This window comes from Vibrio sp. Vb339, from assembly GCF_902751245.1.
In the GTDB taxonomy this organism is placed as follows: domain Bacteria; phylum Pseudomonadota; class Gammaproteobacteria; order Enterobacterales; family Vibrionaceae; genus Vibrio; species Vibrio coralliirubri.
The window spans coordinates 787694-802228 of the sequence record NZ_CADDIS010000002.1 but is presented as its reverse complement, the minus strand read 5'-3'; the positions used below and the strand labels follow the sequence as shown (position 1 = coordinate 802228).

Sequence of the window (14535 nt, the reverse complement as noted above, 5' to 3'; positions counted from 1 at the left end):
AGAAGATTATCTGGTGGTGGTTTCTAGCACATGGGTAAATCTATCCCATGATTTTTGGTCAGCTTCTTGTTGATAGTTGTTTGAGCCGAATACGGTAAAGGCATGCGGCGCACCACTGTAGGTGATCATTTCATGCGGAACTTTGGTTGTTTCAAGCTGAGCGGCGAGGTTGCCAAAGTCTTCCATGGAGATCATGGCGTCAGCTGTGCCATGGAACACGACAACAGGAGCTTTTGTCTCAGAGTAGTCTTGTCCTTTCGGTGTTGATAAACCGCCATGGAAGGTGACATAAGCTTTCGATGGGATACCCGCACGAGCTGCTTCTAAAACGGCTGCGCCACCAAAACAGTAACCCATCATCACGTTGTTATCTAAGTTACCACCAAGTCGTTTCGCTTCCATTGCCCCCGCGCTAAGTAGTGCGCGCATTTTATCTCTGTCTTTATACAGTTCGCCGGTGTGCTGTTTTTTATCTTTCACTTCGGTCGGGCGAATGCCTTTACCAAATAGGTCGATGGCGAACACGTTGTAACCGAGTTCGTTTAGCATCTCAGAACGTTTCTTTTCGTAATCGGTTAAGCCATCCCAATCGTGTATTAGCAGTACCAAAGGCGCTTGGTCACTGGCTTCACTCCAATAACCTTCGTAATCCATCCCGTCGACTTGGTAAGTGACGTTTTCTCCTGAAATCGCAGAGAAGGGCAGTAAAACTGAAAACAGGCCGAGCGTAGTGAGTTTTCGCATGCGTAATTCCTTTCGATGACAATTGACGTTCCAATCGAAAGTATAGATAACGCGATGATTCTCGCCAGATTTCTGTCTCTAACTTGAAATGTATGGCAGGGATAACAGGTGGCTATTGCTGACAAACAGCCATCGAAAGCGAGTGCGATGGCTGTACATGATGCGCTGAGAAACTCTCAGTTCGCAGAAACGCGGGGTATTAGAGTAGAAAAGAACGGATTACTACCAAGTAGCGTTATCAGCGGTGTGGCTACTTCGAAGTTCTGGGTACTTACGTTGATAGCGCGGCAACATCGACTCATTACCTAAGATGCCGCCTTGATGGATATAGATGACGGTTTTGGTTGGGTTCTCTTCTTGCCATTGCTCTAAGCATTGCCACATCAATGGGTCATAGAGCAGGTCGAATTCAATATCAGTCTGTTCTTGTAGATCCAACCAAGTTTGATAGTCCTGTTGATACAGCTTACCAAAGTGGTGTTTGGCTTTAAGCGGTAATATCTGCGGGTGATCGGTTTCGCCGAGTTCATTGAACTGCTGCGTTAGGTAGTCGCTGCCACCAACACAAGCGCAGGTTAACACTGGGATGTTGTGCACTTTTAAATGCTTATGCAGATACAGAGCTGTGCTGCCTGTGCCTGCTGGCAGTGCCACCACGAAATCGTGTTTGTTTTCGAACCGCGTCCAGCTGAGTATTTCAATCGCCAGTTGCTTCACGCCGTATTCAGAAAGCTGAGAGCGTCCACCTTCTGGTAACACAATGCATTGTGAGTCAGGTTGTCTTACTTGCTCAATATACTCTTGTGGATGAAGCTCAGAGCCTGTTTCTTTGACTGAAATAACCTTAGCCCCGAGATCGATAGCGCCACGGTAGTTGCCGAGTGGGCGTTCTTGTAGCCATTGAGGCAGGTGGTCGACGTAAAACTCAAGCGTCCAACCTTTGATTTTGGCAAGTGCGGCGAGTGAGAACAAGGAGTTAGCTTGAGCGGAACCATAGCTTATTAGAGTGGTGGTGTTTGGGCTATCGTCTTCCAGTAGCTTCATGAACTTTCTGGCTTTGTTGCCGCAAAAGTGGGAGTGAAGCTGATCGTCACGCTTTAAGAAAAAGGTGTGCTCGTTGTATTGATGTTGAGTTACAGGGCTATTATTTAGTTTCATCGCACTTAGACAAAATGCTGACTCAAGAGCCAGCATTTATAGTTCAAATAGGACTAACGAGTATCTAGTAGCTAGGGACTGCTGTAAACCAACTAAATCAAGTTTTCGTTCGATATTGAGCCGCGAACTATGAACTCATTTACTCTGGGATGGATGCGGATAGATCGGTTTGAAAGGTGATTTTAGCGGTACATCCGCCACAGCTACGATTGACCAATTCAAAGCCCCATTGGAAGCGTTGGCATAAGTCCTCGACAATCAATAAACCTAACCCATGCCCATTTGGATTGTACTGTTCTTGGAGGCCTTCTCCTTGGTCTTCAATCACAACACTCTCGTGGGACAGAGTGACCGTTACGGTACCACTATTGGTCGCTGCAATGGCATTTCTTAACAAGTTTCCGACCAACATATTCATTATCGCGCTGGTGGCTTGAATAGTGGGTTCGGATTGAACGTGCATGGAAATTTCGACATCTTTCTCATCCGCCTGTGCGGAGTTTTTTGAGACGATAGCCTCTAACTCTTGTTGGCTAAACAATCGCAGTGGCGCATCGTCACTGTTTCTTTCGTAACGCACGAGGCCGAGTAGGGCATCGACCATCTCTGACATCTGAACAATGGCTTCATCAATGCGCTCAATTTGGCGAGATTGAAACTCGGTGGTTTCACTTCTTAGCAGTAATTTATTTGCGCCACGAGCGACCGTTAATGGTGTTCTCAATTCGTGACTTGAGTAACGAGCAAACGCTTGTTCACGTTTGAGTAAGGAATTGATTTCTCTTCGGTACTGATTGAGTTGATCTGTGAGCTGACGAAACTCAACCGCGGCGTCGTCATTGACACTAAATTCTTCATTGAGGTTAAGCTTATTCGATTCCAGTTGTTCGGAAATAGAGTTAAAGGGTTCAATCAGTCGTTTAGATAACCGATAGAGCAGAGCACCAAAGCTAAAAATTAGAATAGAGAGTAACGTTAGTACAAAGGTGGTCGCATAAACGAGTTCGTAAATCTCAAACTCGACGCGGTCGATCTCGGAAAGCAGAACGATTGGGTGGGTTTGACCTTTATCAGAATACTCACCTATATACACCATGCGAGAGTTAGGCTCTTCACCTACTTCGCCAACAAAGCTTTCTTTGCCTTTAATGTACTTGAGGTATTCTGCAGGTATCAATGAAAGGTCGTTGTAGGCGATTGTCAGGTCATCAATTCTTAACTCACCGCTTTCGCCTGCTTGGAATAAACCAACCGCATAGTTACGGTCGATCAGGATACGTCTTTCACCGACGCGATCTTCTGACATGTAGAGTGCGGCAACAAAGACTAAATAGACAAAGGCCGATACAATCACGGCCATTAACCCAAAGAAAACCGCTAAGCGGCCGGTTAGGGTTTTGGTGCTCGTGAGAACATTTAAAATCAATTCGATGACTCCAGACGGAATCCAACTTTAGGGACGGTAATTAACATCTGAGTGTCAAAAGGCTTGTCGAGTTGGTTTCGCAATTGATAGATGTGACTGCGTAACACATCATTGTTGGGTTCGTCTTCTTCCCAGAGTTTGTAGGAGATATCTTCGCGAGTAACCACCTCTGGTGCTTTTTGGCACAACATCTCAAGGATGGTGTAAGTGGTTGGGTTGAGTGCGAGCAGCTTATCTTGACGGTAGGCTTTACGCGTTTTTTGGTCGATGGTGAGTTCATCAAACTGCAATTTAGAAGACGCCACCTTTCCGCGGTAACGACGAACCAGTGCGTTCATTCTCGCTTCTAAAATATCCAAATCGAAAGGCTTGGTTAGGTAATCATCGGCACCGTGGTCAAACCCTTTCAACATGTCTTCACGGCTATCAAGCGCGGTAAGCATCAGGATCGGGGTTGTGTTGCCTTGGTCTCTTAGCTTGTTACAAACCGTTAGGCCGTCCATTCTCGGCAGCATCAGATCTAATATGATGATATCAAAAGAGTTATCCATCGCGAGTTGCAAGCCAAGCTCACCGTTGTCCGCGTAATCGAGCTCCATCCCAATGCACTCAAAATAATCAAATAATACGCCTGCAATTTCGCGGTTATCTTCGACTAATAGAACTCGTTTCATTTTGATTCTCATACAGAAATAGACGGTAACATTATCCTGAGTGAGCGTGAAAAATATGTCAATAACATAACTTTCACTTATGAGGGGGTAGATTGGATTCAGATTAAAAAATAGAAGAACGTATTATGTCTGAACTTCATATTAGCCGACCTAAAGTCTCCACATCACGGATCAATCCCGCCGTTTCACTATCGATCATTGTGCCGTTTTACGATGAACAAGAGGTGTTAGAAGAGTTTCATTCTCGCTTAACCAAGGTGCTGGATAGCTTACCCATCACCAGTGAAATCGTTTATGTCGATGATGGCAGCAAAGACAACAGCTTGGATTTGGTGAGCTCATTCACTTCAATCAATAGCTCAATTTCTGTGATCGGTTTAAGCCGTAACTTTGGTAAAGAGTCAGCGATGAGTGCTGGCCTCGAACACTGCCGAGGACAAGCCGTGATCTTGCTCGATGCAGATCTGCAAGATCCACCCGAGCTGATTCCTCAAATGATTGCTAAATGGCGCGAAGGTTATGACGTCGTCAATATGCAGCGTAGCCAACGTGACGGTGAAACGTGGTTCAAGAAGTTTTCAGCCGCAAGCTTTTACAAAGTCATGAACGTGGCAGCGAAGATCGATGTTCCAGAAAATGTGGGTGATTTCAGACTGTTAAGCCGAGAGGTTGTCGACCATATCAACCAACTGCCTGAACGTAACCGTTATATGAAAGGCATCTTTTCATGGCCAGGTTTTAGACAAGCAACGATTCAGTTTAAGCGCGACGCTCGCTTCTGTGGTGAGACCAAGTGGAACTACCTCAAGTTAATCGGATTGGCGATGGATGGCATCACATCATTCTCTATCCGCCCGCTGCGTATTGCGACGGCCGTTGGTGGATTAGTGGCGCTTACCGCTTTTGTGTATGGCGTCTTCATCGTGTTCAAAACCATGATGTTTGGTGAGCCTATTACGGGTTACCCATCAATGATGGTGGTCCAACTTGCCCTAGGCGGTATTCAACTTCTGAGTATTGGTTTAATGGGGGAATACATAGGTCGTATTTTCATTGAAACCAAGAACCGCCCTTTGTATTTGATCCAATCGGTGGTCGATACCCCTGCATTAAAAACACATTTTAAATTAGAGGAGTCAGCATGAGCCTGAACCGAACGCACCTATGGTATTTGTTGGCTTTTGCATTGGTTTTAAGGCTCTTATCTCTGGCGACATACCCTTTAATGGATACCACGGAAGCGCGCTACGGTGAAATGGCTCGCTTGATGGTAGAAACCGGCAATTGGTTAACCCCTCAATTCGATTATGGCATCCCTTTCTGGGGTAAACCACCGTTGTTCACATGGATGAGTGCGGCGGGGATTGAGCTGTTTGGTTTGAGTGAGTTTGCTGTGCGTGCGCCACACTGGCTAGCAGGTTTTGCGACGATTTTGTTGGTTGCGTACATGGCTAAGCGTACCGGACAAAGTGCCTTGGTGGCGGCCGTGGTATTGGCGACATGTGGGATTTTCTCTATCGCGGCGGGTGCTGTGATGACCGACATGGCGTTAACATTAGCGATGACCATTGCCATGTTAGGTTTTTATCTATGTTGGTTAGGAGGAGAGGGTTCAAAGGGAGGAGGTAATGCGAAGACTAATCGGTCTTGGGGCTATGTCGGTTTCATTGGTTTAGCACTAGGCTTGCTGGCAAAAGGGCCGGTAGCGATTGTGATTATGGGTATCGCTGTTTTCCCTTGGTTAGTATTGCAACATGGCTTCTTTGGCGCTTTCAAAGTGCTATGGCAACGCTTTCCACTGTTGTCTGGCTTAGGTGTGATGCTGGCGATTGCTTTGCCTTGGTACATCATGGCTGAAATGGCAACACCGGGCTTTATCGATTACTTTATTGTTGGCGAGCACTTTAAGCGTTTTGTTGTGAGTGGCTGGGAGGGCGATTTATACGGTTCTGCCCATGACCAAGCAAGAGGCATGATCTGGTTGTTTTGGCTTCAAGCGGCTGCGCCATGGTCGATTGTGTTACCTATTTTGACTTTTGCTCGTCGTAAGAAAATCGCAGAAGTTAACGCTGAACATAGTGGGTTGTTTTCATTCCTTTTGTGTTGGTTGGTCTCTCCTCTAATTCTATTCACCATGGCTGGTAATATTCTTCCAGCTTACGTTCTACCTGGCATTCCGGCCCTTGGTTTGCTGGTGGCAATGCTTGTGGTAGAAAAAGATAAGAAGTGGTTCTCGAGTGTGGCTCTAGTGTTACCTGTGTTGCTAATGATTGCGATGGTCTACCTCAACCTAGGCAAAGCGAATGAGAAAAGTGACCGTATTATCTTTGAACAAATTACGGATGAAGCGCCGAGCTTTTACGTCGGTAAACGACCTTTCTCCGGGCAGTTTTACAGTCATGGACAAGCGAAAAAGCTACTTGATGTTGAACAGTTAGATGGTATCGACAAGTTCTATCTGATTGGTAAAAGAGCGGAAGTGGAAACCAAGATTAAAGACAATGCGTTGACCTGTATTTTAGAGCCGACGGTGAAGATCAAGCGCGCTCTATTTAGTTGTCATAGCCAAAACATCAAACCAAATCTATCGTTGAGCCATATACGAAGTGACGGCGATGTTCAATTTTAACTCGTCATCGAGACTGTTTAGCCACAAGTTCGACGCGCTAAACCAAAAACTACAACCTCACCATAAGATGATTAAATTCGCTATGGTGGGAGCGGGTGGCTTTGTTGTCGATTGTGCCGTGTTTGCATTGCTGCATTACGTTATTGGACTGCCGTTGATGAGTGCTCGAATTGGTTCTTTCATCGTAGCTGCAACGACAACTTGGTTTGGAAATCGAGTGCTGACCTTTGAATTCAAAGGTCAGGGGAGTTGGTACGAAAAGCTGATTCAGTGGCAAAAGTTCATGTTCTCTGCATCGATATCGGCGATACCTAATTTGCTGTGCTTTAAGCTGATGACGGTGTTACTTCCTGCATTTACAGGGGGAGTGTTTATCGCAATGGCGGTAGGCATCTTGGTGGGAATGGTCAGTAATTATCTGCTTAGTCAGTATTGGGTGTTTGCTCGTTAGACTCTCTTGTAATCACACAGACAAGTGAAAATTGTGGTTAGTCATTGGTAACAGACACAAAAAAGCGCAGATATAATAGCTGCGCTTTGTGTTTTTACGATAGCGAAGTCAATCGGTTCGCGATATTAGCGTTGTGCTGCGCGCTGGCGGTTCTTGCCGTTAGCCGCAGGTTTGCCACCTTGACCATTGCCCGATTTATTGCGGTTTGGTTTGCTGTTTCCGCCGCCATTACCTTGTGATTGCTGACCACCAGGTCCTTTCTTAATGAAGCCCGTAGCTGGTTTACGACCATTGCCATTACCGCCACCTTGGTTAGCATTACCTTGGCTACCGTTGCTGTTACCAGTTGGCTTCTTGCCACCCGGTTTTTTACCAGAGTGGTTACGTGGGCTTTCGCCACCAAGACCTGGCTGAGACTTACTGTGCTTAGTCGCAAAGCGCTGTGAACCGTGACGACCAGATTTACGACGTTGTGCAGGTGTTTGCGCATCAAAATCTTCTGCTGGTACTAGGCAGTTTGCTTTGTCACCAATTAGGTGTTGTTTACCCATGCTGATCAGCGCTTCACGGATGATTTTCCAGTTTTCAGGATCGTGGTAACGAAGCAGTGCTTTATGCAGACGACGTTGACGATCACCTTTCGGTACAGGAACATCTTCACGCTTCTTATATTTCACGCGTTTCAGAGGGTTAGTCTCTGAGTAGTACATCGACGTTGCATTACACATTGGCGATGGGTAGAAGTTCTGTACTTGGTCACACTCGTAGTTGTGCTTTTTCAGCCACATTGCAAGGTTAAGCATATCTTCGTCTTCTGTGCCCGGATGAGCAGAGATGAAGTAAGGAATCAGGTACTGTTTCTTACCGGCTTCAGCGCTGTACTTCTCGAACATCTCTTTGAAACGATCGTAAGTGCCCATGCCCGGTTTCATCATCAGGTCCAACGGGCCTTTTTCAGTATGCTCTGGAGCAATCTTCAAGTAACCACCAACGTGGTGAGTCACAAGCTCACGAACGTATTCTGGAGACTCAATCGCTAGGTCGTAACGAACACCAGAAGCAATCATGATCTTCTTAACGCCCGGTACTTTTCTTGCTGAGCGGTACAGGTCGATGGTGTGTTGATGGTCTGTGTTTAGCTTTTCACAGATTTTCGGGAACACACATGATGGACGACGGCAGTTAATTTCTGCTTTTGGATCTGAACAACCTAAACGGTACATGTTCGCCGTTGGACCACCTAAGTCAGAAATAGTACCGGTAAAGCCCGGTACTTTATCTTTAATGTCTTCGATCTCATCCAAGATAGATTCTTTCGAACGGTTTTGAATGATACGACCTTCGTGCTCTGTGATTGAACAGAAAGAACAACCACCAAAACAACCACGCATGATATTAACCGAGGTTTTGATCATGTCGTATGCTGGGATTTTCGCTTTACCGTACATCGGGTGAGGAACACGCTTGTAAGCAAGGCCAAACACGTAATCCATCTCTTCTGTAGTCAGTGGAATTGGCGCTTGGTTAACCCAGAGCTCACGATCACCGTGACGTTGAATCAGAGCACGACCCGAGTACGGGTTTGTCTCAAGGTGCAGAATACGGCTAGCGTGAGCGTAAAGAATACGGTCATTGTTTAGCTTTTCGTAACCTGGGATACGAACTGCTGTAGTTTTTGCATCGTGACGAGAAGGGCGAATAGTAATAGGCTGCGCTTTTACTTCTTCTTTTTCGTCTTTCTTGGTATCACACTGGGTTTCAACTTCGTATGGGTTAACGGGAACATACGCTTTGTTCGGCTTTTCGATACGAGAAGAGTCAATGATTTTGAAGCCTTCAGGCGCTGCTGGAAGATTGATAGCAGTACCGCGGATATTGGTTAGTGTAGACATGTCTTCGCCGTCGGCAATGCGATGTGCCACTTCAACCAGTGCACGTTCAGCGTTACCAAAAAGAAGAATGTCGGCTTTTGCATCAAACAATACAGAGCGACGAACTTTATCCGACCAGTAGTCGTAGTGAGCAACACGACGCAAGCTCGCTTCAATACCACCAAGAACGATTGGCGTGCCTTTGTAAGCTTCACGACAGCGTTGAGAATAAACCAGAGTTGCACGGTCAGGACGCTTGCCACCTTCATTGTTTGGTGTGTAAGCATCATCGTGACGTAATTTGCGATCAGAGGTGTAGCGGTTGATCATGGAGTCCATGTTACCCGCTGTGATGCCGAAAAATAGGTTAGGTTTACCTAGCTTCATGAAGGCATCTTTATTGTCCCACTTTGGTTGAGCAATAATGCCTACGCGGAAACCTTGAGCTTCAAGCAGACGGCCGATGATAGCCATACCAAAGCTCGGGTGATCGACATACGCATCACCAGTTACAATAATAATGTCACAGCTATCCCATCCAAGAGCATCCATCTCCTTTCTACTGGTAGGCAAAAAGGGTGCAGTTCCGTAGCACTCGGCCCAGTATTTTTTGTGTTCGTGAATAGGAGTGATATCGCTGTACATATTTCAACCTCTGATTTTTGAGGCGGGAATTATAGCGGCATGAGACTAGACTAGCCAGTAGAACATGCCCCTGTTAGTTCTGGTGTCTTTCGCTATATCGCTTTTAAAAGCATCAAAAGAGCCATACAACAGCATAGTTGAAGCCTTGAATAACGTCGCTAATTTGTGATTTTGATTAGTGTTCGCAGCAGTTTTTGATATTATTCGCGAAAATAAGTCTGAAGAAGTAGATCCACAATGGTCGAAACGTTATTAGTACAATTTGCTCCGATGCTTTTAGGAGCCCAACTGATCTTAACCCTCATCTTGGTGAAAGGGGATATTTGCCCGGGACAACGTGGCCGTATTCACAAGATGTTACCTGCAATTGGCGTGCTTTGGCTGGCGGTTGCCTCAGTAAAAATTGAAGCCTTTCTGGTCGTGTTCGCAATTTTTTATTTCTATTCTCAAGTTCAAACTAAGAAGACTCGTGATTCTGGCCCTATCTGGGTTATGTATTTGGCGTGTGGTTTGGCGTTATCTTACGTTGCTATTCAAGCGACGGAGCAAGCAACCACAGTCGGCATCATTACGACTCTGCTGTTGGTCGTATTGTTAGGTGCTGCGTTTGGTCATTTACTGCTGACGATCGCAAGAACGCGTTTGCAAGCTTTCCACCGTGTTTTGCCAGTGGTGGGTGTATTGGCGGGTATGTTGGTGGTACTGGCAACAGTCGTGAATGTTTACTCACTCTCTGAAGCTCAGTTAGAGCCAGTAATTTCCACGTTACTATTTAGCTTCGCTTTGTTGATCTCTTCTATCGTGGTGTGGTGTTGGCATCTACTGTTCGTTAAGACACCTGAAAAGCTTCAACTTACGGTTTCATTGTTGATGTTATTAGCGGCCGCTGTTGGTTTAACGCCAGTTTGGGCTCTGTAATTTTGGGCATCGTAACTTTGGGTATGGTAACCACGTATCTGATTTAAGAAGTGTGATCTGTTTTTTAGCGTGACCTTGGTAAGCGTTCTAAACTTAACTCTAGTCAGTGTGTTCGTAAGGAGTACGAGATGGATTTAAGCAACGTCAAAAGCCTGGATAGCATTATCTTGCTGGGAATAGTGAACGAAAAACTGCGCTTAGAGTGCGACAGTTTTGAAGAGCTCATTAGCATGTATGAGATGGATATAGAAAGTGTCGTCGGTAAGCTTGATATGCTTGGCTATCAATACGACCCACTGACTAACCAGTTTAAATCTTACGCAAGATAGTCTATTTTTCGCGAATCAACAGGTATCGAAAATCATCGGTACTGAAACTAAAAAGTCACAGATTATCTGTGACTTTTTTTGTTTCTGGCATTTGTTTCTTGTGCTTGGTGTAAGCGGAGTTAGTTGACGATGGTTATTGTTAAACGACCTCAATACCATCAAGGTGACTCTTACTCTGCTGCCTTGCCGTACTAAAGAAAGCCTGTAGGTAACGCTTGTCTTTTTCTGAGTTTCTTACTGCAGCAAACAGTCTTCTCGAAAGCCCTTTACCTAACGGCTTGCTGGCTATCAAGCCTTGCCTTGAGAACTCACTGATTGCCCAGTTTGGTAATGCCGCGACACCTAATCCTGCCGATACCATTTGCACCAACATCAAGGTGTTGTCTGCCTGCTTCCACTTCTTAGGTTCTACACCTGCAGGTTGCAAAAAGTGCTTCACGACATCTAAACGCTGTTTTTGAACTGGATAGGAGAGCATCGTGAGATCGCTAAGATCTTGCGGTTCAATGCTTGGCTTTTCAGCCAAAGGCGAGTTTATTGCAGTGATCAAACGCATCTCGAAATCAAAGAGTGGCTCATAATGAACCTCTGAACGCGGCTGTATATCAGAGGTGATCACCAAATCTAATTCACCAGCCATTAATGCGGGCAGCGGCTCAAAACCAAAGCCTGACGAGAAATCTAGGGTTACGCTTGGCCAAGCAACTTGGTATTCCTTCAAAGCGGGCATTAACCATTGGAAGCATGAGTGACACTCGATCGCCATGTGCAAACGACCATTCACATCCTCTTTCAGGCTTGCGAGTTCGTTCTCTGCTTTAGCGATTCTTGGCTGTATCTCATCGGCGAGCTTAAGCAAAATCTCACCTTCAGAGGTGAATTTAACTGGCCTAGTTTTACGAAGGAAAAGCTGACCGCCAATACGCGCCTCAAGGTCTTTCAATTGATGAGAAAGCGCCGACTGAGTCAGGTGAAGAGAGGTTGCAGTCGCGGTTAGTGAGCCGCTGTCTCTTAAGGTAGTCAATGTTCGAAGGTGTTTAAGCTCTATCATGAGTATTCCTCATATTCACTAAGCCAATTCAATATTTCTTAATAATCACCCTACGGGGTTTTTTATCATTTGTAAACGTCTAGATGTCCAGATGGGTTTGGTATGTTCATCTTCGGTCTGTTCAAGATGAATATTTTTAATAAACAAGATGAATATTTGGACGTTGTTCATCGTTCAGATTAGGTGGATAGTTTAGCCATCCAGACGCCTTTATGTGAAAGCAAAAACCATGACAGGCAGTCTGACCGGAAATTAAAATTATCGAATAAGGAACAGACTCATGACGACAACAACGCATATTCTTGGCTACCCACGTATCGGCGAAAAACGCGAACTTAAATTCACACTAGAGAAGTACTGGCGCGGCGAGATTGGTCAATCTGAGCTCAAGCAGCTCGGCAGCGAATTGAGAAATCGTAACTGGAATGTACAAGCCGACGCGAATCTAAGCTTTGCAACTGCGGGTGACTTCGCATGGTACGACCATGTTCTAACAACGACGTTACTTCTAGGCCATGTACCTAAGCGTCACGCTGGTGGATCAGAAGATGAAAAAGCCTTCCCAGATTTAGATACCTTGTTCCGCGTTGGTCGCGGTCAATCTCAAACACAATCCACCTGTTGTGGCGCTAAGCACGGCTCTGAAAGCGCTAAAGATGGTGCAGCAGCATCAGATATGACGAAGTGGTTCAACACTAACTATCACTACATTGTTCCTGAGTTCAGTAAAGACGACACCTTTGAAGTGAGCTGGCCACAACTGTTTGACGAAGTGAGTGAAGCGATTAAAGCGGGGCATAAAGTGAAGCCAGTTCTTCTAGGCCCATTATCTTATTTATATCTCGGCAAAGAAGTGGAAGAGGGCTTTGACCGTTTAACCTTGCTTCCACGCTTGCTTACTGCTTACCAAGCGATTCTGGCAAAACTGGCCAAGTTGGGTGTTGAGTGGGTTCAAATCGATGAACCTATCCTTTCTCTGGAACTTGAAACTAAGTGGGCAGATTCATTCAAATTGGCGTATCAAGTGATTCAAGGCGATGTGAAGCTACTCCTTACTACGTACTTTGATTCTGTGACTGATACGTTAGATAAAATCGTAGAGCTGCCCGTCAACGGTTTACACATCGATTTGGCTGCCGCACCGCAGCAACTTGATGAAGTGGTGAATAAGCTACCTGAAAATTGGGTGCTTTCTGCAGGTGCAATCAATGGACGTAATGTTTGGCGAGCTGACTTAGCCGCGCAGCTTGAGTTGCTGCAACCAGTGAAAGAAAAGCTAGGCGATAAACTATGGATCGCAAGTTCATGTTCACTGCTGCATAGCCCGGTTGACCTTGAGTTAGAAGAGACGCTTAGCGAAGAAGTGAAGAGTTGGTTTGCCTTTGCAAAACAGAAGGTCACTGAGGTGAGCTTATTGGGTGCCGCGTTAGACGGCGACCAAAATGCCATTTTAGCGTGTGAGACTTACAGCCAACCGATTGTTGCACGCAAGAGCGCGACTCATGTGAACAAGCCGCAAGTTCAAGCTCGTATCAATACCATTACTAAAGCGCTAGCAGAGCGCACTGCTCCATACGCAGAGCGTGCGGCTCATCAGTCTGAGGTGTTGGGTTTACCGTTACTGCCAACCACAACTATTGGTTCGTTCCCACAGACAGGCGAGATCCGTGTTCAACGTAGCGCTTACCGCACTGGCAAACTGAGTGAAGCTGAATACACAACCGCATTGAAAGGCCATATTGCGGATGCTGTTAAGCGCCAAGAAGCTTTAGATTTGGATGTGCTTGTTCATGGTGAAGCCGAGCGTAATGATATGGTGGAGTACTTTGCGGAAAACCTAGCAGGCTTTCAAACCACTAAGTTTGGTTGGGTACAAAGCTACGGCTCTCGCTGCGTGAAGCCGGCGATTGTGGTCGCGGATATTGAACGAGAAAAACCAATGACGGTGGAATGGTCGACCTATGCCCAATCTCTGACTTCGAAGCAGATGAAAGGGATGCTGACAGGCCCTGTTACCATCTTATGTTGGACATTCCCACGTGAAGACATTTCACGCAAAGAGATCACTAATCAATTGGCATTTGCGCTGCGAGATGAAGTGTCTGATTTGCAAGACGCGGGCATCAACATTATTCAAATCGATGAACCAGCGATTCGAGAAGGTTTGCCACTGAAAAAGCGTGACCACGCTGAATACCTAGAGTGGGCGGTCGATGCCTTTAAGATTTCAGCGGTGAGTGCGAAACCTGAAACTCAGATCCATACCCATATGTGTTACAGCGAGTTCAACGAGATCATTGATTCAGTAGCCGCGCTAGATGCCGATGTGATTACCATTGAGACTTCTCGCTCGAACATGGAACTGCTGAAAGCATTTGAAGAGTTCAACTACCCGAATGCGATTGGACCTGGCGTTTATGACATTCACTCACCAAACATCCCGTCAGAAGAGTGGATTGTTGATTTACTTAAGAAAGCGGCAGAGAAAATTCCAGCGGAACGTTTGTGGGCAAACCCTGATTGTGGGCTGAAGACACGGAACTGGGCAGAGACAGAAGCGGCACTGACTAACTTAGTTTCGGCGACTAAGGCACTGCGCAAAGAGTGGGAATCAGCCGAGGCATAATTCAGTCTAGTAT

Annotated in this window: 12 protein-coding genes; 6 read left to right on the top strand and 6 right to left on the bottom strand. The window is 45.9% G+C overall.

Annotated elements, in window-relative coordinates; all coding sequences use genetic code 11:
• Positions 1–6 precede the first annotated feature (6 nt).
• The 4 genes from HRQ85_RS12230 to HRQ85_RS12215 all read right to left on the bottom strand — a co-directional run bounded on the left by HRQ85_RS12230 (position 7) and on the right by HRQ85_RS12215 (position 4002).
• Positions 7–744 (bottom strand): dienelactone hydrolase family protein, encoded by a 738-nt coding sequence (locus HRQ85_RS12230; RefSeq protein ID WP_172379727.1) that lies wholly within the window; start codon positions 742–744, stop codon positions 7–9.
• Between the two features lie 222 nt (positions 745–966).
• On the bottom strand, positions 967–1902 hold the full coding sequence (locus HRQ85_RS12225) for a pyridoxal-phosphate dependent enzyme (protein ID WP_172379726.1): 936 nt from the start codon (positions 1900–1902) through the stop codon (positions 967–969).
• A 139-nt stretch (positions 1903–2041) separates the two neighbouring features.
• Positions 2042–3328, bottom strand: coding sequence for a sensor histidine kinase (locus HRQ85_RS12220; RefSeq protein ID WP_172379725.1), 1287 nt, complete (start codon positions 3326–3328; stop codon positions 2042–2044).
• Positions 3325–4002 (bottom strand): response regulator transcription factor, encoded by a 678-nt coding sequence (locus tag HRQ85_RS12215; RefSeq protein WP_172379724.1) that lies wholly within the window; start codon positions 4000–4002, stop codon positions 3325–3327. The genes HRQ85_RS12220 and HRQ85_RS12215 overlap by 4 nt, the downstream gene beginning before the upstream one ends.
• A 125-nt stretch (positions 4003–4127) precedes the next feature.
• Here HRQ85_RS12215 and HRQ85_RS12210 point away from each other — a divergent pair, with 125 nt between their 5' ends.
• The 3 genes from HRQ85_RS12210 to HRQ85_RS12200 are packed head-to-tail and all read left to right on the top strand — an operon-like array spanning position 4128 to position 7082.
• Positions 4128–5147 carry a glycosyltransferase family 2 protein gene (locus HRQ85_RS12210; protein WP_050634924.1) on the top strand — a complete coding sequence of 340 codons (1020 nt, stop codon included), beginning with the start codon at positions 4128–4130 and terminating at the stop codon, positions 5145–5147.
• Positions 5144–6631: an ArnT family glycosyltransferase gene (locus tag HRQ85_RS12205; RefSeq protein WP_172379723.1), complete on the top strand. Its 1488-nt coding sequence runs from the start codon at positions 5144–5146 to the stop codon at positions 6629–6631. Before HRQ85_RS12210 ends, HRQ85_RS12205 begins: the two co-directional genes overlap by 4 nt.
• Entirely contained in the window at positions 6618–7082 is a 465-nt protein-coding gene (locus HRQ85_RS12200) for a GtrA family protein (RefSeq protein ID WP_172379722.1), read from the top strand. Before HRQ85_RS12205 ends, HRQ85_RS12200 begins: the two co-directional genes overlap by 14 nt.
• Before the next feature lie 125 nt (positions 7083–7207).
• On the opposite strand, the gene HRQ85_RS12195 is transcribed toward HRQ85_RS12200, so the two are convergent.
• A complete protein-coding gene (locus tag HRQ85_RS12195; protein WP_172379721.1) occupies positions 7208–9598 on the bottom strand; it encodes a YgiQ family radical SAM protein in 2391 nt (796 codons plus the stop codon).
• Positions 9599–9835: 237 nt separating this feature from the next.
• Between HRQ85_RS12195 and HRQ85_RS12190 the strand changes: the two genes are divergently transcribed.
• Positions 9836–10516, top strand: a complete 681-nt coding sequence (locus HRQ85_RS12190; RefSeq protein ID WP_048659617.1) for a hypothetical protein — start codon at positions 9836–9838, stop codon at positions 10514–10516.
• A 128-nt stretch (positions 10517–10644) separates the two neighbouring features.
• On the top strand, positions 10645–10845 hold the full coding sequence (locus HRQ85_RS12185; RefSeq protein WP_004741624.1) for a DUF4250 domain-containing protein: 201 nt from the start codon (positions 10645–10647) through the stop codon (positions 10843–10845).
• A gap of 139 nt (positions 10846–10984) precedes the next feature.
• On the opposite strand, the gene HRQ85_RS12180 is transcribed toward HRQ85_RS12185, so the two are convergent.
• Complete coding sequence (locus HRQ85_RS12180; protein WP_048664705.1) at positions 10985–11896, bottom strand: LysR substrate-binding domain-containing protein; 912 nt, start codon at positions 11894–11896, stop codon at positions 10985–10987.
• A 280-nt stretch (positions 11897–12176) separates the two neighbouring features.
• On the opposite strand from HRQ85_RS12180, the gene metE reads away from it, so the two are divergent.
• Complete coding sequence (metE, locus tag HRQ85_RS12175; RefSeq protein WP_172379720.1) at positions 12177–14522, top strand: 5-methyltetrahydropteroyltriglutamate--homocysteine S-methyltransferase; 2346 nt, start codon at positions 12177–12179, stop codon at positions 14520–14522.
• The last annotated feature ends 13 nt before the right edge of the window (positions 14523–14535 follow it).

What these genes read in the sequence shown, in the direction of transcription:
- metE (WP_172379720.1), top strand. Translation starts at nt 12,177, where the DNA reads ATGACGACAACAACGCATATTCTTGGCTACCCACGTATCGGCGAAAAA.
- HRQ85_RS12225 (WP_172379726.1), bottom strand. Translation starts at nt 1,902, where the DNA reads ATGAAACTAAATAATAGCCCTGTAACTCAACATCAATACAACGAGCAC.
- HRQ85_RS12195 (WP_172379721.1), bottom strand. Translation starts at nt 9,598, where the DNA reads ATGTACAGCGATATCACTCCTATTCACGAACACAAAAAATACTGGGCC.
- HRQ85_RS12230 (WP_172379727.1), bottom strand. Translation starts at nt 744, where the DNA reads ATGCGAAAACTCACTACGCTCGGCCTGTTTTCAGTTTTACTGCCCTTC.
- HRQ85_RS12185 (WP_004741624.1), top strand. Translation starts at nt 10,645, where the DNA reads ATGGATTTAAGCAACGTCAAAAGCCTGGATAGCATTATCTTGCTGGGA.
- HRQ85_RS12200 (WP_172379722.1), top strand. Translation starts at nt 6,618, where the DNA reads ATGTTCAATTTTAACTCGTCATCGAGACTGTTTAGCCACAAGTTCGAC.
- HRQ85_RS12210 (WP_050634924.1), top strand. Translation starts at nt 4,128, where the DNA reads ATGTCTGAACTTCATATTAGCCGACCTAAAGTCTCCACATCACGGATC.
- HRQ85_RS12215 (WP_172379724.1), bottom strand. Translation starts at nt 4,002, where the DNA reads ATGAAACGAGTTCTATTAGTCGAAGATAACCGCGAAATTGCAGGCGTA.
- HRQ85_RS12190 (WP_048659617.1), top strand. Translation starts at nt 9,836, where the DNA reads ATGGTCGAAACGTTATTAGTACAATTTGCTCCGATGCTTTTAGGAGCC.
- HRQ85_RS12180 (WP_048664705.1), bottom strand. Translation starts at nt 11,896, where the DNA reads ATGATAGAGCTTAAACACCTTCGAACATTGACTACCTTAAGAGACAGC.
- HRQ85_RS12205 (WP_172379723.1), top strand. Translation starts at nt 5,144, where the DNA reads ATGAGCCTGAACCGAACGCACCTATGGTATTTGTTGGCTTTTGCATTG.